The sequence below is a fragment of the Egbenema bharatensis FJBBOT/2019 genome, from assembly GCF_048077055.1.
In the GTDB taxonomy this organism is placed as follows: domain Bacteria; phylum Cyanobacteriota; class Cyanobacteriia; order Elainellales; family Elainellaceae; genus Egbenema; species Egbenema bharatensis.
In genome coordinates this window covers 5,493,195-5,512,471 of the sequence record NZ_CP182236.1, presented here as the reverse complement: position 1 = coordinate 5,512,471, position 19,277 = coordinate 5,493,195, and the positions used below count along the sequence as shown (strand labels likewise).

Here is a 19,277-nt window from a genome sequence, read left to right as displayed (position 1 = left end):
AGATGAGCAGTGATTTGTCAACAATGTTGTCGTTTTCTTGATCGTTTTCTTGGATCGTTTTCTTGGCCTGAAACGGTCTAGAGCAATGACTCATGGGTTATTACCCAATCTAAAGTCTGGTTCAATCTGGTTCAAAGGTAATCATTATAACCAGTTGAATGGATTCGATCGCAGATTACACTTTGATGGACTCAACGTAGCAAACCCAGGCACACTCAGGCATCGCAATGGTGAAGTTTTACCCTGGTCAATGGACAGGCAGCCGATGGGAACGCTACAACTGCTATATACTACAACGACTCATGATTTTATCTGGGAGGGAATAATGACGCAAGGGAATTATTCTAAGGCAGCAAAATACGCAGTCTACTGCCAGGAAGTTTATCAAAACTTTTCTACGATTCGATTTGGTGGATTAACCCAAAAACCGATATTGATTGACCGAAAAGCCACCGATACACAGTGCGCGATTTTACCTGAGAACACAGAAATAACGATCGTGTTTCGCGGTAGTGAATCATCCTTTGACTGGGACACCAACTTTGCCTCCCAGCAAGAGCGGGCAGAGTTTGACCAAAAAATTATTCAAGGCGAAATTGTTGACGCAGCGGATCGGGAAAAGGTTTATCCTTACCCAGACGGAGGCAGTTCTGGGGCAATGATGCATCGGGGGTTTGTCCGGGCTTACTTCTCAGTTCGGGATGAAATCCACGACTATATCAAGGGCCGAACCATTTCTACCGTGATTACCACAGGTCATAGTTTGGGGGGAGCACTGGCCACCCTCTGCGCCATTGATATTCAGTACAACTTCTCGGAGCAGATCAAGACGATCGAGTCCTATACCTTTGGTTCCCCCAAAGTCGGTAATGACAAATTCCGAGACTCGTTCAACCGCCGCGTTCCCAAAAGCTATCGGTTTGTGCATGGCATGGATATTGTGGCTGAATTACCCCGGTGGTGGCAGGGAGGCTACCACCATGTAGATAAAGAACTCCGAATTGGTCGGCGATTGAGTCTTAACTTTCTCTCGGATCGGTTTAAGGATCATGCGATCGCCCGCTACATCGAAGTTTTAAAATCCACAGCTCGTTAATTTTCGCTGAACTACTCCACTACACTACTCTGTTGACCCACTCCAATTCTCCTCCCATCTCCCAGAAGCAGTGTGTACTTGAATGGTTACCTAGACTACCAAATGAAAATGCTGCCTTGGAGCGATTCGTACAAAACCAAACCTCTCTAATTTGGTAGTAGATCATGGAAGGGAGAACATTATGGTTGAACATAATGGTAGGAATGAGCAGCGGAAAGATGAACAGTTGGAACCCTTTCGCCGCGAATCCGGTGAACATTTAACCACGAACCAGGGCGTACGCATTGACGATACTGACAATTCCCTGACCGCTGGGGAACGAGGCCCAACCCTCATGGAAGATTTTCACTTCCGTGAGAAAATGACCCACTTTGACCACGAACGCATTCCTGAACGGGTCGTCCATGCTAGAGGATCGGGAGCGCATGGCTATTTCCAGGTGTATGAGTCGATGGCGGAGTATACAAAAGCGAAATTCCTGCAAGATCCAGCGGTAAAGACTCCGGTGTTTGTTCGGTTTTCGACAGTTGTGGGGTTTCGGGGATCGGCTGACACCGTGCGGGATGTTCGCGGCTTTGCCACCAAGTTCTACACGGAAGATGGCGTGTACGATCTGGTGGGCAACAATATGCCCGTTTTCTTTATTCAGGATGGGATTAAGTTTCCTGATCTGGTGCATTCAATTAAGCCAGAACCCCACAATGAAATGCCCCAGGCTTCAGCCGCCCACGACAATTTCTGGGATTTCATTTCCCTCATGCCCGAATCCATGCACATGATTATGTGGGTGTTGTCCGATCGCGCCTTACCCCGCAGCTATCGCATGATGGAAGGGTTTGGGGTGCATACATTCCGCTGGATAAATGAGCAGGGGAAAGCTCGGTTCGTCAAACTCCACTGGAAACCGAAGTTGGGCATGCACTCCTTAGTTTGGGATGAAGTGCAGAAATTAGCAGGAAAAGATCCCGATTACAACCGCCGTGATCTGTGGGAAGCGATCGAAATGGGAGATTACCCCGAATTTGAACTGGGTGTGCAGATCGTTGAAGCGGAAGATGAACACAAATTTGATTTTGATTTGCTCGATCCCACTAAAATTATTCCAGAGGAAATGGTGCCGGTGCGCCCCGTGGGTAAGATGGTACTCAACCGCAACCCCGACAACTTCTTTGCTGAAACGGAACAGGTGGCGTTCCACCCGGGTCATGTGGTGCCTGGAATTGACTTCACAAATGATCCCCTGCTCCAGGGACGGCTGTTCTCCTATACCGACACGCAACTGATTCGTCTGGGTGGGCCGAACTTCACAGAAATTCCAATTAACCGTCCAGTCAATGCAGCCCACAACAACCAGCGGGATGGCTATATGCGGCAGACGATCGACAAGGGAGCCGTCAACTATTCGCCCAACTCTCGCGGTGGCGGCTGTCCGATGGCCAACCCCGATAACCTGCGGGCCTATACCCACTATGCGGAGAAGGTGGAAGGGCAAAAAATCCGTAAGCGTAGCGAGAGCTTTAAGGATCACTACAGTCAGGCGACGCTGTTCTGGAACAGTATGTCTGAGGCGGAAAAAGATCACATTGTATCTGCGGCCCACTTTGAGCTGGCCAAGGTCAACGACAAAGCGATTCGTCAGCGGATGGTCGATCACTTCAATCAGATCAGCCATGACCTGGCGCAGCGAGTTGCCCAGGGGATTGGTGTACCGGAACCCACGGAACCCGCCGGACAAACTCACGATCGCAGTTCGCCTGCCTTGAGTATGGAAAACACGGTGAAAGACACCGTCAAGAGCCGCAAGGTGGCAATCCTGGCGATCGATGGCTTCGACCACACCCAGGTGATGGAGATGAAGCAAGCCCTGCAAAAGGCTGGAGCCAATGCCCAAATCGTATCCAAATTCTCTGGGACACTGCACAGTGCTGATGGTCAGGAAATGGAGGTTGATAAGACCTTTTTGACCAGTGCCTCTGTGATGTTTGATGCGATCTATGTTCCCGGTGGACAGCAAAGCATTGAAACGCTGAAACAGCAGGGTGATGCCCTTCACTTCATCAACGAAGCTTTCCGACATGGGAAAGCGATCGCCGCAACAGGGGAAGGGGTGGAATTGCTGAAAGCCTCTGATATTGTGGGTGCTGAACTGGCGGATCAAGATGGCCGGATTTCAGCGGATAACGGCGTAGTCACCACCCGGCAGGGTTCAATTGCGGATGTCAGCCAGCAGTTTATTGCTGCCATTGCCCAACATCGGCACTGGAATCGGATGCAAAAAGAACGGGTTCCGGCGTGAGGTTTCAAGTGCTGCTCAAGGGATAACAGCGATCTTCAGTGGTTGATCACGGGTGTATCCCACTTTTGCATTTGCATGATGGATAGTTCACTGGCAGGCAAGATGCCTGCGCTACGGAAATCGATCAATTTGCATTAGTGAGATGCTCCCGATCGTTAGGTGATCTGCTCAGTGGTGCCCCGATCGTTAGGGAGATGCGACAAAATAACATACCCGATAGGGGTGCACAGCAGTGCGCCCCTACAGCCTTTTTTCAAAAATTGGGATGCCATTTGATTGCAGATCCCTTAGGTGCCCCGATCATCTGTGCCCCAAAAACTCAATTTGGTAATCCACAATTTTCAACCCGACCTCCGCCTCCACAGCCTCCAGTAGTTCGGCAGGTAAAGTCACCGCCACATCAAATAGCTGACCGTCATCCAGGCAATAGACATGGGAATGGGCGCAGGTGTGATGACTGTAGAGACATCCTTCAGCCCGCTCCACCCGCTCGATCGCCCCCACCCGTGCCAGCGCATCTAAATTTTGGTAAACCGAAGTATGTCCAATTTTCTCTCCTTGTTGAGTTAATCGATCGTAAATTTCTTTCGCAGATAAATGTTCATCTGTATCCCACAAAAGTTTAAGAATGAGTTGTCGCTGCTTGCTCAACCGCATTCCCTGCTGCGTGCAGTATTCCAAACATTCTTCGTAAGATTCAAGATCGGGAGCCATACCCCTTAGCTCCTTAAAGTATTTCCCTTTGTAACTCTATACTAGGCAAAATTTAGCCATAAAACGTATTCGATACGGGTTTTTCCGGTAAATGTAGCATTTATTCATACCCATTACGCCTATGAATAAATATAAAAATCCCTTTGAACGATCGCAAATTTCTGCGAAATTAGTAAGTATAGTTACGAGTAGAATCGTCAAAACGATCAGAAGAACGATCAGAGTCAAAGCGATCGGGAGCATCCCAATTGCTGCAACTAGATCGATCGCCGTAGCACAGGCAGCATTTCGACGGATCGAGTGAGCGTTCGACCGAGTTCACGCCGAGATCCGAAGACTTGCCTGCCAGTGAGCAATGGTGGATGGATCTGGAAATAAGCTGGAAATAAGCTGGAAATAAGAAAAAGCTGGAAATAGATAAAAAGCCCGCAAATCAACCGTTTAATCAATCCCAAAATTAAGATATAGGATATTTCCATGAATGCGAAAGAACTCCTGCAACGCTATGCCGCAGGAGAACGAAATTTTGATACTACGGATTTAAGCGGAGTTGAACTACGTGAAGTTGATCTGCAAGGAGTCAGCCTGAAGAAAGCTGTTTTATTTGAAGCTGATTTAACTGGCGCAAATTTGGTTGATGTGAATCTCAATGGTGTGATTTTGCGGCAGGCAAATCTAACGGAATCCTGTCTTGCAGGGGTGCGTCTGATCGGGGCTGATTTGTCCGAAACGAAGCTCATCGGGGCTGATTTGAGTGGTGCGAATTTGTGGCGCGTGGGGCTAAGAAAAGCCAATCTTTCTAAGGCCAATTTAGATCGAGCCAATCTACATCATGCAAATTTAACCGAAGCAAATTTAACCGAAGCAACTTTGAATGGAGCGAATTTAGCGGGTGCTCATTTGAGTGCGGCTAATTTAACCAGTGCCAATCTAAAGTGGGTGAATGGCAGGGAAGCCCGACTGATGCGATCGCAGCTCCGGGGAGCAAACCTGGAGCGATCGGATTTCAGTCAAGCTGTTTTTACGGAGGCTGATTTGGGTCGGGTGAATCTCAATGCCGCGAATTTAAGTGGGGCCAACCTGAACCGAGCTAGCCTGGATGGGGTGAATTTAACTGGAGCCAATTTAACCCGTGCCCACTTGATTGATGCAAAGCTGATGTTAGCCTGTATGCGGGGAGCGAGGTTGGATTGGGCCGAACTGACTAAAGCGAATCTGACAGAAGCTGATTTAAGCTGGAGCAGCATGAGAGGGACAAATTTGAGTGCGGCAACGTTGCTGAAGGCACTGTTAGTGGATGTGGACATCAGTACTGCGATTCTGCGAGGGGCCGATCTGACTGATGCAAAAATAGAACCGATCGAATCTGAAGGGATCTGGTTTTTTCGGCAGTGAGTACCATGATTCGATCGCCTCAATTTTAGAGTGATGCGGATTCATTGGGGGCGGAAAGGGGCAATGTAACTGTAACGGTTGTTCCCTGCCCCACGCTGCTACACAGGGCGATCGTCCCATTGTGTAAATCGACGCACTTCTTGACAACGGCCAGTCCCAGTCCTGTTCCGGGAATGTTTCGCACATTGCTCCCTCGGTGAAACGGTTCAAACAGTTGCCTTTGATCCTTGTCCGAAATACCAATGCCCTGATCTTGAATTTGCAGTTGGGCTATCTTTTCAGCAAAGTGCAGAGAAAATTGAATTTGGCTCGCTTCGGGTGAATACTTCATCGCATTAGAAAGCAAATTCCCTAAAATCGATCGCAGCAGCTTTTGATCTAAAAAAGCCTGAGTCCACCGACCATCGCAAGTAAACGTTAGCGTGCAGCGGGTACGATGGCTTAAGCGAATTTCTTCAGCAAATTGGCGACAGAATTTTTCTAGATCCAGCCATTGCGGATTGAACTCTAACTTTCCAGCTTCCGCCCGATTAATCGTTAAAATATCATCGAGCAATTGCACCATTGTTTTGACCGATTCCTGAATTCGGACTAGATTGCGCGATCGCTTTTCAGGATCTTCCCAGGTATGAGGCGACTTTTGTAACAGTTGCGCTGCTGCCAGTGCCGTACTGAGAGGGGTACGGAATTCGTGGGAAGCCATGGAGAAAAATCGGTTTTTTAAGATACTCAACTCCTTTTCCCGTTCCAGGGCCAGACGCACCTCTTCTAAGCGTTTGCGTTCAGTAATATCGCGGGAATTGACCACAATCCGAGTCAGGTCTGCATCATACACACATTGCTGGCTAATTGCTTCCAGCGTACGCCAGGAACCGTCCTGATGTTGATACCGGAATTCGATAATCTGTGCCACTTCGGGATTCTGAACCGCATTCGCAATGCCATGACAGATATCAACAAAATCATCGGGATGAATCAGTTCAAAGAAACTCTTACCAATCAGATCGATCGCCTTATAATTCAGGATCTTTTCCACTGAAGGACTAATGTAATGAATCGTCGCATCGGTGTCTAAAATTGCAATAATATCCAGGGCATTTTCAATCAGCGATCGAAACCGTTCTTCACTGCGACGCAGGGCCTGCTCCGAGTGCTTCCGTTCACTGATATCGCGCTGCACAGCAATCCAATGGGTATACCATCCCGTTTTATCTGCGACAGGAACCACGCTAAACTCAACCCAGAATTCAGAACCATCTTTGCGGTAATTAATTACCTCAACCGTCGTTGGCTCCCAGCGGGAAAGGGCAGCTCGCAATTTTGCCAATTCTGCTCGATCGGTTTTTGCACCTTGAAGAATACGAGGCGTTTTGCCAATGACTTCCTCTGGAGCATAGCCCGTCATGTGCGTAAAGGCTTCATTGACATACAGGATTCGTGGGCCAGGTTCATCGATCGGTGCGGCTTCAGTAATCACCACTGCATCGTTACTGTGAACCACAACAGACTGCAATAACCTCACCTGTTCCGCCTGTCGTTTTTGCTCCGTCACATCAGCAATCACTGCCACCATGCCGCTAATTTGTCCCTCACTGTCCCGCAGGGGAGCCGCCGAAAACACAATGTCGATCGGGGAACCATCTTTCCGGTGTCGTCGAACTTCCAGGCTGGAGGGCGTAATCCCTTGAGCTACCGCTTGCCGAATGGCTTGATAGTCTTCCAACGCTGCTTTAGACATGATGGGATTGGGCTGATCCAGCACTTCAGCTTCCGTCCAGCCAAACATCCGCTCAGCCGCCGGATTCCACAGCTTCACCTGATCTGCTAAGTCCAGGGTAAATATTGCCCGGGGAGAAGCCGCAATCAGGGATTGTAACGTCTGATTGGTATGGCGCAGGGCTGCTTCTGTTCGCTGCCGTTCGACAATTTCAGCTTGCAGGGATGTATTGGCTCTTGCCAAGGCTCTTGTGCGCTGTTGGACGCGCTTTTCCAGTTCGGCATTGAATCGCTGGAGCTGTTCGTATAGCTCAGACTGCTGAATGGCGATCGCCACCTGATTCGCCAATTGTTTCATCAGTTCCACTTCCCAGGCTTCCCACTGCCGAAAATGGCTACACTGATGGGCAATCAGCAACCCCCACAGGTAGGTTTCTTTATCCGATTCATCTCCTCGAAACTCTTGCAGAATCGGCACCACCAGTTTCGCTTTCACCTCAAACTGCTTGAGAAATTCCGCCAGACAGGGTATGACTTCTTTCTGTTCAATATTGGTAATGGCGCGGGTTTTTCCCTGCGTATAGGCGCGGTGATATTCTGAGGGAAACACTTCAGCCGGAAAGGTGCGACCGAGAATAGTGGGATAGTCTGGCGAAACAGTTTCAGTCATGGCACTGCCCGTACCATCTTCCCACAGCCGATAGATCAGAACGCGATCGGTGTGTAAGAACTCTTTCACTTCTGCTACGGTTGTCACCAGTACATCTTCCAGGTTGAGAGAGCGACGAATCTGGTGGGCAATCTGGTTAACGAGTCGTTCCCGCTCCGTCTGCTGCCGCAATACTTTTTCAACCGTGCGTCGTTGCGTTACCTGCTGAAGTAGGTAGTAAAGGCTAAAAACCGCCAGAATGCCCACGCCCACCCCCACTCCTGCCCAACTGAGCAGATGGAATGAAAGCAGACCAAATGGGCTAGGCGTAGTCATGGCAGGTGAGCGCGGTAAAAATGACGCAAAAATGAGTAGCGGTGAAGCCTTTGCATCAAAATTGTTATCTTGAGCAATGCAGTTTGCTGCAAATACTTCGCCCCTACTATTATCGGTTATGCTGCCTCCGCAGGCTGAACGATCGCTTGAATTCGCGCTTTCACCACCGGATCAGCTTCCTGTTTCAACGCCTGGTGCAGGGTCATTTGAGCTTCGCTCGTGGCAATTTCAGCCAGGGACAGAGCCGCTGCATACCGAAGGGCCCAGTCCTCTGCATGCAACAGTGCCCATGTCAGCCGTTCGATCGCCCGTTGCCGCAATCCAGAAACCGTTGTTGCATTCACCATCGGACCTAAGCCCCTGGCTGCAACTCGCCGCACATTTCCCTGACAGTGGTTGGCCACCTCAACCCCCACCACTTCAACTAATAAATCGAGGGCCTGTGGATCTGCAATCCTGGCCAGAATGCAAACAATCTGGGCCTGCACCAGTTGATCCGTACAGGTATGGAACCCGGCAATGAGGGGTTCAACGCTGGTTGGAGCAAGCTGCTCTAGCTGGGTGGCAACGGCAGAAACGATCGCAGGATGGTGATGCTGGAGCAATTCCAGGAGCGCGGGAATTCCTTCGGTTGAGTGCTGCGCCAGGACGGAAATCAGAGGTAATACTGTGGCAGGAATGGTTGTCTCTTGAATTTGTTTGAGAATCTCATCAAGATTAGGAGCATCGGAGATCGGAGTATCCATGGGTCATTAGCAAAGGATTGAAAGGGCAATTGCAATGGTGATTCAAAGCTGAATCAGTAAATTATCAATCGCGTGAAATAAAAACTGAACCGTGTTTTGCTGCACTGTTTCTGATTCATGGGACAAAACTGCCGCTAAAATGCGCTTTAGATTCAGCAATTTTAAGCTATTCGCAATCTTCGCATCCAGAATTGCCTGAGCCGCCGCCACATGACCGATCGCCCCCAAATCAAAAGCGGCCGCCCAGCGCAGGTAAGGATTTTCATGGCTGAGGGTTTGGACAATGCGCTCTAGATAAGGGGTTTGGTGCGTGATCAAAAAAAGATAACGTGCCGCCGCACATTGAACCCGCTCAGAAGCATGCTGCAAAAACGGCTCCACCAGAGGACAGGCTTCCTCCACCTGTAACGTTCCCAACGCTTCAATCAATGCCTCGTAGGGTTGTTCTCCGTCTGCCTGAAGCAACGCCAGCAAGGGAGAAACTGCCCGTCGATCGCCAATCTCGGCCAGTGCCTGGACAACCACCTCCCGCAATGGCAGATCCGTCGAATCCCCCAGGGCTGCTAACAAAGCTGGAACCGCTTCCCTCTGTTTGAGTTGTCCCAGGGCGCGCGCTGCCTGTCGTCGTAACGGATATCCACCCTCAACCGTACGGTAACGTTCATCTTGCAGGGCTTCACACAACACCCTCCAGGCTGCTTGAATTTGGTGTTTCCCCAACCACCAGGCAGCATAGTAGCGCAGTTGATTATCTTCCCCCTGCAAAGCGGCGATCGCAGCCTCAGCAGAGAGGATGGGTTCAGCAGGAGCCGTCGTTACCATAGTCCTGTCCTGTGCTCACTTCATTCGCTATTTTGTGAATTGCAACCTGGCATGATTGGGCGGGCAAGAGGCCCACCCCCAAGAATTCTGGTTTATTTAATTCGCGTTCTCAAGCAACCCCTTCCCGTTAAGCAGGCGTAATACTGACAATTTTGCCGCCGCGATTGTGGATTTCCTGATAGCGTTGGGAAAGCTGATCAAACGGCACCAGATACCTCTGGCGGCTCCGGACAACTGCTACCTGAGTGCCTACACCACCAACGATCGCCTCAACCACATACACCCGGTTATCCCCTCGGGCGGGAGCCAGGTTCAGCCGACCGGACGGCTGATACGATCCCATGCCCAGAGATAATGCCGAGGCAGAAATCGTATTCGATAGGTTCATGGCGACCTGCTGTCGGAGGCGCGAGCTTTTTCCGGAATATTGAGCATTGTCACTGTTGCCATTGCCCCGATACAGCGCAAACATGCGGTTAAAGCCCACGGTTTTCATGCCAGGAATGGACTGAAAACCTCGATAGTAAGGCACAACTGTATCGCCAAAGGCACTGTCGTACTCAGGGTTATACAGGTAAGAATCAATCTCTGCATCGTAACCTTGACTCGCATAGAGATCGACATGGAAAGCAATCTCTGATTGATCATAGGGGGCACGTCCGAGCAAGTGCTTGTAATTCAGTTCAATAAACCGCACCTGCGAAGCGTTGTAGAAAAACCGCTCTTTGTAAAACTCAGACTTGGCCAGAATTTGGATAAATTGCCGAACGTTAATTCGACCGTCACGGAGCAAGGCTTCAGCACTGGCAAACACACCATTGACATAGACTCGCTCTCGCCCAAAGACATGCTCATAGGCTGCCCGAAAGACCTGCTGCAAATCGTCTTCTGTCCAATTTGGACGTAGCTCTACCTTGCGTGCCGTTGCCCCACTAATGCCAAGCCGTTCGTTGGTTAAAAGGCTCATGGTGAAACTCCATTGTTATAGCAATAAACCCGAAAGGGTCAGAAGGGATTGGCTCCGTGTGACGGGAGGAAATCCCTCCTGGCCAGTCTGGAGGGAGATATTGAAATCCGTGCATCACAGCGATCGCACTAGCTCAAAGCATTAATGGCATAGTTCAGATAGGTATTCGCTTCCCCAGCCGCATCGCCAGACAAGCCATGATTGTCCCGCACAAATTCTAAAGCCGCAACATACCAGCTCGGAGACAGGCCCAGTGCCGCGTTGAATTCCTTCACGCCAGCAATGACATACTCATCCAGGGGCCCTGTACCCCCCACCACGCAGCAATAGCTGATAGTCCGCAAATAGTGGCTGATGTCACGCACACACTTAGATTTGCCTTCAGGAGTTGAAGCGTACTGGGAACCCTGCATTTGAGTCGTGTAGGGAAATTTCTGATACACATGGTTGGCCGCCGCTTCTGCCCAACGCTGTCCGTTCTGAGCAAAGGCTTTCGCTGCATCTAATCCGGCTTTGGCGCGGTTGAACCGACCAAAAATGGCCTGCATTTCCGTGTTGCTGAGGTAGGCACCGCGAGAATCCGCAGCAGCGATCGCTTCAGTCAAAGGGGTTTTCATAATAGGTTAATCTCCTGAAATATTGATTGTCCAAAGTAGGGTGCAAACGATTGTTCCAATGGTTTGAGGCAAACCAGGCGGGTACTAGCTCACTGCGGCGGCCGCCCGATCAAAGTAGCCTGCCAGTTCTGACATCAAAGCACTGCAATCACCTCGGGTAATACCATTGGGATCGTTGGCGATCGAAACGGCTGCATCTTTCATTTTTTGGATGCCGGACGCTACCGTTGCGCCAGGGGTTCCCAACGCCTGATAGGTTTCGCGCAAACCATTGAGACAGCGATCGTCCATCACACTGGCATCAGCCGCCAACATGGAATAGGTGACATAGCGCAAAATGAAGCCCAGGTCACGAATGCAAGCCGCTTGATTGCGGTGATGGAAGCACGCCCCACCTGGCCCGAATACATCCGGCTGTTCTGCAACGAGGGCCCGGTACGCATTGGCAGTAATGGTGGAAGCATTACTCGTGAGGCGGTTCACCACATCCAGCCGTTTGTTGCTCTCAGCCACCATAGACGAGAGGGCATTGAGCTGATCTTCGCCGATATAGGAGCCTTTGCGATCGGCTTGCTCCGTTACTCTAGAAAAAGCATCAAGCATATTGTTATCTCCTACGTTCGTTATTACGTTCGTTATTCAGCCTTTGGGAAAGCAGGCGTTCGTTGCTTGCCTTGAGTAGGAGACTACTGGGCTAACGGTAAACATAGGGGTAAGGAAAATGTAAAAAAATCGGAAAGATTCGCCAAATGGTGTAAATCGTTACATTCTTAAACATTCATGTGAAGAAATTTTTCAGTTTCTCAGAACCGATCGCATCCTGCAAACCAGGATTTCATCAGCGTTACAGCTCTTTTGCTTCTGTCTCAGGGCGACTGGTGCGTTCAACCTTTTCCCGTTTTCCCTTAAGCTTGGATCGATCGGACGGTCAACGCTCCAAATGAGGACTTTTTCCGAATGAGGATTCTGTTAGTTGAAGACGATATCTGTTTGGCAGAAACGCTAGCCGAAGCCCTGACTGACCAACGCTATGTGGTGGATATTGCCACCGATGGTGAGTCGGGCTGGGAACATGCGAAGGCGTTGGACTATGACCTGTTATTGCTGGATGTGATGTTACCTGATTTAGATGGCATCAGCCTGTGTCAGCAACTGCGATCGCAGGGTCATCAGATGCCCGTTTTGATGATTACCGCACGGGATACAGTCGGCGACAAGATTAGTGGACTGGATGCAGGCGCGGATGATTATGTGGTCAAACCAGTTGATCTCGGAGAACTGTTTGCGCGAATTGGGCCCTGCTCAGACGCGGTACGGCCCTGCCTCCGATTTTGGAATGGGGCAATCTTCGTCTTGACCCCAGTACCTATGAAGTGAGCTATAGCAACACCCTATTGCATTTCACACCCAAGGAATTTAGCCTGCTGGAATTATTACTGCGGAATGGGCGGCGAGTGTTGAGCCGCAGTCTGATCATCGAACATATCTGGTCTACGGAAGCAATGCCGGATGAACATACTGTCAAAGTTCATATCAGGAGCCTTCGACAAAAATTAAAGGCGGTTGGTGCGCCAGAAGATTTTATTGAAACGGTTCATGGAGTAGGTTATCGGTTAATGCTTCCTGTCAATCTAAGTACCGGCCAAAAATTGAAGAGCACTGGCTAGCAGAAAAGATCAACTACCATTATTCCAGGCATAGGCTTGACCAAACCCAAGCCAGAGAGCTATCCACTCAACTACGGTTCTTGGCTGCCGAAATCACCCACTCCGAATCCTTACATGATCTTCAATTCATCTATGCTGTCATCACTCGCTTTGCAGATGAGGTATCCCGTTTCAGGCACAAAGGGCGAGCATATTCAGCAGGCAAGATGCTGGTGCTACGGATTTTTCACTCTCCCCCAGGGTACATTCGAGTCACCTGCCAGATGCAGTCCCACAGCCCTTGCTCCGTGCTGGTTAATGTGGCTGGGATCGGCGAAATATTGATTTTGCATCAAATCCGAGTACTGGTGGAGGTTAATGAAGGTGAAGGCGTGTTGCTGGGCCAGTTGCTGCATATGGTTTACGAACTGGCGTTCGTAGGTTTGTCGGGTGGCATCCAGATAGTCATGCGTCAGGGGTAGGTTGACAATCACGAGGGGAATACTGCGCGATCGAGCGAATTCTGCCACTGCGATCGTTGCTGCGGTTTGCTCTTGCCCCAGGCTAAAGGGGGCGTAGTCTGAATCAAAACTGCCCGCCACCCTGGGATAGCGGGTGTAGTAGGTGGCTGGATCGAAGCGATCGGGAATTGCCTGAAACCCATACATATCCAAATCGGCGGAGATGGTTTGCTGAACGGATTCCGTCAGGGTGGAGGTGACGATCGATTGGGCAGTTGATGCCGTCAAAATCGGTTCATCGGGGAAGGCACGCGAAACGATCGGTCGATCGCCCTGCTGGAGTCGTTGGTAGCCTTCTGAGGCAACAATTTCCCGATAGGTCAAGTCAGGTCGGCCATCGTTAAAGGCTCGTAACCCATCACCCCAGATAATTAACTGAGGCAAATGTTCCTCCTCCAGGACTTCCCGCAACAGCACGTCGATCACTTGCGCCGTGGCTCCATTGATTCCAAAGTTGAAGACCTTCACGCCAGAATAGCCCTGTGCTTCTAAGCCCTCCTGCAATGCCAGGGGATCAATACCTTGCAGCGATCGAGAACTGCCAACAATCAGCACATCTGGCGTGCCATAGGTGCGCAGGTAGCGGGAATAGATTTGTAGTTCTTCATCTAACCGTTGACTATTAAATGAGGGAAAGTCATACGGCGGCATTAATAAATCCGGTAAGAGCAGCGGCGGTAATGGCAAAATTAAGTTAGAAAATAGCGGATCCCGAATGGTTGAACTATCATCAGCCACCGAACGGGTTGCCGTTTGAGCTGGAGAGGGATAATCGTCTGCCATCTCTTCTGCCATCTCTTCTGCCATTTCTTTTTCTGCCATACCCTCCGTTGCTCCCAACGTTCCTTCGGAGATTAGATGGGATTGTGCCTTGGAGGATGGTTCCTTTGAGGCATTTTCTGCTTCGGCAAAAGCGGTCGTACCAAGATAGGTGCCCGCCGCCAGCAACGCACTAGGAATAAGCAACTTTAACAGCATATTTGCCCTGACTCTCTGCAATCGTTCCTAACAACCGCTAACGCTGCACCTAAACACTCAGACGAACATCCACAGTAGATAGCAGTCTTAAACTATCTTTAAGAGCAATGAAAGTCAATCACTCCTGGAGTTTCCAGTTCAATCAGGTTCAGTTCAACAGGGCCACACTAAGTAATGATCTGTCGCAGGTTTCAGGGGGATCTGAAGCCAATACGAACAGGCGTTTACAAACAATCATATAAGCCAGGACGTTGATTTACCAACGGTGGGGGCTGATTTCTGGCGGTAGGGACTTGCCATAACCCGGATCCTTCTCTCCCAACCTTCAGGCAAGATTGCGCTCATCCGGAATCTAAAAATGCCGCGATCGTCTTTCCGGCTGGATCAAAGGAATTTTGAAGATTTGTTAAAGCTAAAATAAATCTTTAAAGATGCAAAAGTCCTGTCCTCTCTGATTTTGCCAGCTTCCTGGGACTTTGAACTGTGAGTTTTGTTTACTTTCTGAGGATTTTGGCTGATTTCACTAGGTAGCCTAGAAATGTCACCCGCTCTTCTCACACCCACGGATACCTATGGATGCCACTCGTGACCCGTTTAAGCGAGCCAACTACCTGATTCGGAAGGCTCACCATGCCAACTGGCATCGTACTCAAAGCAAACAGCAAATTCTACGATCGCAACTTGGCTTCAATGATATTGCCTTTTCTCGCCCTAGGGCTTGTATTGGCTGTGAAAACTACCACGGCGTTGCCTACGGTCAAACCCAGGACAGGCGGACGATGCTGGTCTGTGGCTTCCACGCCTATGGATGGCACGGAGAGATTCCCTGTCCCGACTGGAAAGGCAGTCGATGAAGAACGAAAAATGAAGAACGAAAAATGAAGGTTTCTCCCTTTTCTCTCTTCCCTCTTCTCTCTTCTTTCTTCCCTCTTCGTTTTTCCCTTTTCCTTTCCCCCCTCCCTGCCCTCTGATCCCCTCAAACCAGTAAGATGCTACTGAGAGGGTTTTGAGGATATTTTTAAAAATGCTGAAGCGAATTGCAGCGATATTGCTGGTTGTACTGAGTCTGAGCTTACAAAGTTGCGCTTCGGCGACAGCCAGTCTGGTCAGTTATGCCGATAATTATGATGGGTACGAATTTTTATACCCCAATAGCTGGGTTGCTGTGAACGTGACTGATGGCCCGGATGTGGTGCTGCATGACTTGATTGAAGAAACTGAAAATGTGAGCGTGGTGATTAGTCCGGTTCCAGAGCAAAAGAGCCTGGAAGAACTGGGCACTCCAACGGATGTGGGATATCGTCTGTCTAAAAACGCGATCGCCCCTCCCGATTCAGGACGGCAAGCAGAATTGGTGAGTGCGGAGTCGCGGCAAGTGAATGGGGTCACGTACTATTTGCTGGAATATGTGGTGCAGTTGCCGACTCAGGTGCGACACAACCTGGCTAGTGTGGCGGTTCGGCGGAATCAGCTTTATACGCTCAATCTTTCTACTACTGAGAAACGCTGGGAAAAGGCTGAGGATACATTCCATAAGGTGGTTGAGTCTTTTTCGGTGTATTAATTACACTGCATAAGTGCTGTACGCTCAAAAGTGCCATACGCTCGAAATGCTAGATTCGGTGGGCAGTGCCCACCCTACAGAATTTACCCAATCTACAAAATTTCTGTTCATTGAGACAACTGATTTGCCCTGGCATTGCGCCGTAGCATTTCTGGTTTAATTCGCCGCAGAGCTGAAGCCGGAAACCGATCGCTCCATTCTTCATCGGTAAGGGTTGCCAGTTCCTCCAGTTTGGGCGCAATATTCCAGGGGTAAGGCTGAAAATCACTCACGTCTGTTTCCTGGGCAAAGCGTTGATTCCAGGGGCAAACATCCTGACAGATATCGCATCCCGCCACCCATCCCTGCATCTGCTGGGCAATTTCATCAGGAATTTCACCGCGATTCTCGATCGTGTGATAAGCAATACAGCGATTGGCATCGACCACAAACGGTTGCGTAATGGCCTGGGTGGGGCAGGCTTCTAGGCAGCGGGTGCAGGTGCCGCAGTGCTGAGTATGGGGGCGATCAGGTGATAGCTCTAAGTTGGTCAACACTTCTCCCAGAAACACCCAGGAGCCATACTCGCGGGTAATCACATTACTGTTTTTGGCAATCCAGCCAATCCCCGATCGCTCTGCCCAAACCTTATCCTGGATGGGGCCTGTATCAGCATAGTACCGGGCTTCAATGCCTTCTCCCTGGGACTGAAGCCAGGTGGCATAGGCTTTGAGTCGCTTATGCAGAATGCGGTGATAGTCTCGTCCCCAACCGTAGCGAGAGATTTTGGCATAGGCTTTTCCTGCCGGGCGATCGTGGGGAGTATAGTAATTCATCGCCACACAGATCACCGATTGAACGGCAGGCATCACCGATCGAATGTCCTGGCGTTTGGGGTGTTCCATCCAGAGCATATCGGCATGGTGTCCCTGATGCAGCCAGGTTTGGAGGGAGGGGGAAGGGCGGGAGGCAAGGGGAGGGACAGAGGCAATTCCGACTTTGTGGAAGCCGAGATCCAGGGCTTTCTGCTTGATGCGATCGCGGTTAAGGTCAGGCGGGATGGGAGTTGAGGGTGAGTCCACAGAGCTGAAGGTTTGCATGACATAATGATTGAGGTTATGCCCCATTAAGAACGATCTTAGAAGCTGAATGGGAATTCGGGATATCAATTGCACTGCTAGGTAGAGAGTGATTGCAAATGGGTGTTTGGCGTAAATTGTCTCGGTTCTTCACCTCCACCAGCAACGATGAGGTGTTTCTCAGTTACGTCAAGCTCGTTGAAATTCTGGTGTCTAAAGTTTTGTCGATCGCCATGCTGGTGGTGCTGCTGGTGTCGATCGTTGATCTGCTGATTTTTCTGTTTCGAGAAATTACCACTGCCCCCTATGGTTTGTTTACAGTGACGCTATTTGAAGTGTTTGGATTGTTTCTGAACATTCTGGTGGCCCTGGAGGTGCTGGAGAACATTACTGCCTATCTACGACGGCACGTGGTTCAGGTGGAATTAGTGGTGGTGACTTCTTTGACTGCCGTTGCCCGAAAAATTGTGATTTTTGATTTTGCCAAATCCACCTGGCAGCAGTTGATTGCTCTGGGCCTTGCAATCCTGACTTTGTCTATTAGCTACTGGCTGGTGCGTCGAACCAACAAGCGATATGAGTAGGCAGGATCAAAATCACAATATTGTTGCGAAAAGTAACGAGTTGAATCAGTTTGACAGGCTGTCTTTTGACGTAGTTAATTTCTTTGTTGAAGATGGAGATACCAAGGAGAATCCTGGGATTTCATTCTTTCCGAGGAGGGTTACGCTTCATCGCACCCTTCTTTTTTCATGGGTACTTTTCCGCTGGCTGGACAAGCAAAACCCGGTTGAAGCATTCACTTGCAACTCTGCCTACCCCACCGGGGGTGACCCAAATTTCGGTTCTGGAGTACTAGACTGAAGACAGCTTTGTTAATCTCCTAATTTTGATGTGCTGAATTGAACGCGCCGAAAGCTTTTTCTACTCTTCTAAGGGGTTATAGATTTGACCTGCCGAGCGTCGTGGGTGGAGGTGAGTCAGATGGAAGCTTTTGGAATGACGCTGATCAAGAGCACCCGTCCATCCCCTTGGCCAAGCATATTGATAGGCACAGTGTATGAATGACGATCGCGTGAACCTGTTTTTTCAAAAGCTCCAGCAGCAGATTGAGGTTCTGCAAACGAACCATACAAAGGACTGGCAAGAAATTGAAGCAGTGCTGGAGAATTTACAAGTCACCTATGAACAATTGCAATCGAGTTTAGCAGCAGCGGAGGTGGTCAGGGAGGAGTTACTTCAGCAGAGTCAACAAATCACCGCAGACTACTATCACTATTACAATTTGTTCCAGCTATCGCCGATTGCCTATCTGGTGACGGATAGCGATGGCGTGATTCTGGAAGCCAATCAGACGATCGCTCACCTCCTGGGAGTGCCCCAGCGTTATTTGCCAGGCAAACCAATGGTTCTGTACGTCGCAGAAGACGATCGCACCGCCTTTCGGACAAACCTGAATCAGCTTTCCTTCACCCCTGATCCCCATGGCTTACTGTACTGGCAGGTAACATTATCTCCGCGATCGGCGGAACCCTTCCGGGCGGAACTGCACGTGGCGATCCTTCGGAATGAATCGGGTTTGATTGAGTCTCTGCGGATTGGAGTCTATAACCTGAGTCGGTATCAGCAGCAGGTGGATCGCTCTCCCCAACTCCCCCCGGAAGCAGTTCAAACCAGAGGTGTGCAACCTCAACTGCCTCAGTCCCTGGATGGTCTACAGATATTGCTGGTGGATGATGAAGCCGATGCCCGTGAATTTATTACCGCTGTCCTGGAATCCTACGGAGTTGGGGTTCGGGCAGTGGATAGTGCCGCAGCCGCCCTGGAGGAGTTGAAGCAATTTCGCCCGGATGTGTTGATGAGTGATATTCGCTTGCCCGGTAGCGATGGTTATAGCCTGATTCGGCAAATCCGCGCCCTGGAAGTGGAACAAGGCGGACATCTCCCCGCTGCTGCCATTACGGCCTATCTGGATGAGGATCGAGCGAGGGCATTAACGGCGGGATTTGAGGCCCATTTATATAAGCTGTCCCAACCGAGTGAATGGGTTGAGGTAGTGGCTCGGCTGGCGGGACGGGAATGGGGAGTGGGGAGTGGGAAGTAGGGTAGGGGCGAATTGAGTTCGCCCGAAGGCGGTAGGAGCGAATTGAGTTCGC

At 50.0% G+C, this 19,277-nt stretch carries 16 protein-coding genes and 1 pseudogene; 8 read left to right on the top strand and 9 right to left on the bottom strand.

Annotated elements, in window-relative coordinates:
- The first annotated feature begins 85 nt into the window (after nt 1-85).
- Together ACM1PF_RS25635 and ACM1PF_RS25630 are read left to right on the top strand one after the other, a co-directional pair.
- Entirely contained in the window at nt 86-1,096 is a 1,011-nt protein-coding gene (locus tag ACM1PF_RS25635) for a lipase family protein (RefSeq protein ID WP_416668559.1), read from the top strand.
- A 181-nt stretch (nt 1,097-1,277) separates the two neighbouring features.
- On the top strand, nt 1,278-3,392 hold the full coding sequence (locus tag ACM1PF_RS25630; protein WP_416668557.1) for a catalase: 2,115 nt from the start codon (nt 1,278-1,280) through the stop codon (nt 3,390-3,392).
- 300 nt (nt 3,393-3,692) lie between these two features.
- On the opposite strand, the gene ACM1PF_RS25625 is transcribed toward ACM1PF_RS25630, so the two are convergent.
- Nucleotides 3,693-4,106, bottom strand: a complete 414-nt coding sequence (locus ACM1PF_RS25625; RefSeq protein ID WP_416668556.1) for a Fur family transcriptional regulator — start codon at nt 4,104-4,106, stop codon at nt 3,693-3,695.
- 477 nt (nt 4,107-4,583) lie between these two features.
- On the opposite strand from ACM1PF_RS25625, the gene ACM1PF_RS25620 reads away from it, so the two are divergent.
- Complete coding sequence (locus ACM1PF_RS25620; RefSeq protein ID WP_416668553.1) at nt 4,584-5,501, top strand: pentapeptide repeat-containing protein; 918 nt, start codon at nt 4,584-4,586, stop codon at nt 5,499-5,501.
- A gap of 25 nt (nt 5,502-5,526) precedes the next feature.
- Here ACM1PF_RS25620 and ACM1PF_RS25615 read toward each other — a convergent pair whose 3' ends face one another.
- The 6 genes from ACM1PF_RS25615 to ACM1PF_RS25590 all read right to left on the bottom strand — a co-directional run bounded on the left by ACM1PF_RS25615 (nt 5,527) and on the right by ACM1PF_RS25590 (nt 11,957).
- Nucleotides 5,527-8,202: a PAS domain S-box protein gene (locus ACM1PF_RS25615; RefSeq protein WP_416668552.1), complete on the bottom strand. Its 2,676-nt coding sequence runs from the start codon at nt 8,200-8,202 to the stop codon at nt 5,527-5,529.
- Between the two features lie 116 nt (nt 8,203-8,318).
- Entirely contained in the window at nt 8,319-8,948 is a 630-nt protein-coding gene (locus ACM1PF_RS25610) for a HEAT repeat domain-containing protein (RefSeq protein ID WP_416668549.1), read from the bottom strand.
- A gap of 42 nt (nt 8,949-8,990) precedes the next feature.
- Nucleotides 8,991-9,770 carry a HEAT repeat domain-containing protein gene (locus ACM1PF_RS25605; RefSeq protein ID WP_416668546.1) on the bottom strand — a complete coding sequence of 260 codons (780 nt, stop codon included), beginning with the start codon at nt 9,768-9,770 and terminating at the stop codon, nt 8,991-8,993.
- A 127-nt stretch (nt 9,771-9,897) separates the two neighbouring features.
- On the bottom strand, nt 9,898-10,737 hold the full coding sequence (locus tag ACM1PF_RS25600; protein ID WP_416668544.1) for a phycobilisome rod-core linker polypeptide: 840 nt from the start codon (nt 10,735-10,737) through the stop codon (nt 9,898-9,900).
- 128 nt (nt 10,738-10,865) lie between these two features.
- Nucleotides 10,866-11,354 carry a phycocyanin subunit alpha gene (locus ACM1PF_RS25595; RefSeq protein ID WP_416668542.1) on the bottom strand — a complete coding sequence of 163 codons (489 nt, stop codon included), beginning with the start codon at nt 11,352-11,354 and terminating at the stop codon, nt 10,866-10,868.
- Between the two features lie 84 nt (nt 11,355-11,438).
- Complete coding sequence (locus ACM1PF_RS25590; protein ID WP_416668539.1) at nt 11,439-11,957, bottom strand: phycocyanin subunit beta; 519 nt, start codon at nt 11,955-11,957, stop codon at nt 11,439-11,441.
- A gap of 354 nt (nt 11,958-12,311) precedes the next feature.
- Here ACM1PF_RS25590 and ACM1PF_RS25585 point away from each other — a divergent pair.
- Nucleotides 12,312-13,021: pseudogene (locus ACM1PF_RS25585) on the top strand (response regulator transcription factor).
- 215 nt (nt 13,022-13,236) lie between these two features.
- Here the strand turns inward: ACM1PF_RS25585 and ACM1PF_RS25580 are convergent.
- Nucleotides 13,237-14,499, bottom strand: a complete 1,263-nt coding sequence (locus ACM1PF_RS25580; protein ID WP_416668536.1) for a hypothetical protein — start codon at nt 14,497-14,499, stop codon at nt 13,237-13,239.
- A 572-nt stretch (nt 14,500-15,071) separates the two neighbouring features.
- On the opposite strand from ACM1PF_RS25580, the gene ACM1PF_RS25575 reads away from it, so the two are divergent.
- Both ACM1PF_RS25575 and psbP read left to right on the top strand, forming a co-directional pair.
- Entirely contained in the window at nt 15,072-15,353 is a 282-nt protein-coding gene (locus ACM1PF_RS25575; RefSeq protein WP_416668533.1) for a hypothetical protein, read from the top strand.
- A 170-nt stretch (nt 15,354-15,523) separates the two neighbouring features.
- Complete coding sequence (gene psbP, locus ACM1PF_RS25570; RefSeq protein ID WP_416668530.1) at nt 15,524-16,063, top strand: photosystem II reaction center PsbP; 540 nt, start codon at nt 15,524-15,526, stop codon at nt 16,061-16,063.
- Between the two features lie 107 nt (nt 16,064-16,170).
- On the opposite strand, the gene queG is transcribed toward psbP, so the two are convergent.
- On the bottom strand, nt 16,171-17,142 hold the full coding sequence (gene queG, locus ACM1PF_RS25565; RefSeq protein WP_416668528.1) for a tRNA epoxyqueuosine(34) reductase QueG: 972 nt from the start codon (nt 17,140-17,142) through the stop codon (nt 16,171-16,173).
- Between the two features lie 98 nt (nt 17,143-17,240).
- Between queG and ACM1PF_RS25560 the strand changes: the two genes are divergently transcribed.
- Nucleotides 17,241-17,705, top strand: a complete 465-nt coding sequence (locus ACM1PF_RS25560; protein ID WP_416668525.1) for a phosphate-starvation-inducible PsiE family protein — start codon at nt 17,241-17,243, stop codon at nt 17,703-17,705.
- A 476-nt stretch (nt 17,706-18,181) separates the two neighbouring features.
- The gene (locus ACM1PF_RS25555; RefSeq protein WP_416668522.1) at nt 18,182-19,225 is read left to right on the top strand and encodes a response regulator; all 1,044 of its coding nucleotides are present in this window, start codon (nt 18,182-18,184) and stop codon (nt 19,223-19,225) included.
- Nucleotides 19,226-19,277: the final 52 nt, after the last annotated feature.

What these genes read in the sequence shown, in the direction of transcription:
- ACM1PF_RS25620 (WP_416668553.1), top strand. Translation starts at nt 4,584, where the DNA reads ATGAATGCGAAAGAACTCCTGCAACGCTATGCCGCAGGAGAACGAAAT.
- ACM1PF_RS25605 (WP_416668546.1), bottom strand. Translation starts at nt 9,770, where the DNA reads ATGGTAACGACGGCTCCTGCTGAACCCATCCTCTCTGCTGAGGCTGCG.
- ACM1PF_RS25555 (WP_416668522.1), top strand. Translation starts at nt 18,182, where the DNA reads ATGAATGACGATCGCGTGAACCTGTTTTTTCAAAAGCTCCAGCAGCAG.
- ACM1PF_RS25580 (WP_416668536.1), bottom strand. Translation starts at nt 14,499, where the DNA reads ATGCTGTTAAAGTTGCTTATTCCTAGTGCGTTGCTGGCGGCGGGCACC.
- psbP (WP_416668530.1), top strand. Translation starts at nt 15,524, where the DNA reads ATGCTGAAGCGAATTGCAGCGATATTGCTGGTTGTACTGAGTCTGAGC.
- ACM1PF_RS25575 (WP_416668533.1), top strand. Translation starts at nt 15,072, where the DNA reads ATGGATGCCACTCGTGACCCGTTTAAGCGAGCCAACTACCTGATTCGG.
- queG (WP_416668528.1), bottom strand. Translation starts at nt 17,142, where the DNA reads ATGCAAACCTTCAGCTCTGTGGACTCACCCTCAACTCCCATCCCGCCT.
- ACM1PF_RS25635 (WP_416668559.1), top strand. Translation starts at nt 86, where the DNA reads ATGACTCATGGGTTATTACCCAATCTAAAGTCTGGTTCAATCTGGTTC.
- ACM1PF_RS25600 (WP_416668544.1), bottom strand. Translation starts at nt 10,737, where the DNA reads ATGAGCCTTTTAACCAACGAACGGCTTGGCATTAGTGGGGCAACGGCA.
- ACM1PF_RS25560 (WP_416668525.1), top strand. Translation starts at nt 17,241, where the DNA reads ATGGGTGTTTGGCGTAAATTGTCTCGGTTCTTCACCTCCACCAGCAAC.
- ACM1PF_RS25590 (WP_416668539.1), bottom strand. Translation starts at nt 11,957, where the DNA reads ATGCTTGATGCTTTTTCTAGAGTAACGGAGCAAGCCGATCGCAAAGGC.
- ACM1PF_RS25595 (WP_416668542.1), bottom strand. Translation starts at nt 11,354, where the DNA reads ATGAAAACCCCTTTGACTGAAGCGATCGCTGCTGCGGATTCTCGCGGT.
- ACM1PF_RS25630 (WP_416668557.1), top strand. Translation starts at nt 1,278, where the DNA reads ATGGTTGAACATAATGGTAGGAATGAGCAGCGGAAAGATGAACAGTTG.
- ACM1PF_RS25625 (WP_416668556.1), bottom strand. Translation starts at nt 4,106, where the DNA reads ATGGCTCCCGATCTTGAATCTTACGAAGAATGTTTGGAATACTGCACG.
- ACM1PF_RS25615 (WP_416668552.1), bottom strand. Translation starts at nt 8,202, where the DNA reads ATGACTACGCCTAGCCCATTTGGTCTGCTTTCATTCCATCTGCTCAGT.
- ACM1PF_RS25610 (WP_416668549.1), bottom strand. Translation starts at nt 8,948, where the DNA reads ATGGATACTCCGATCTCCGATGCTCCTAATCTTGATGAGATTCTCAAA.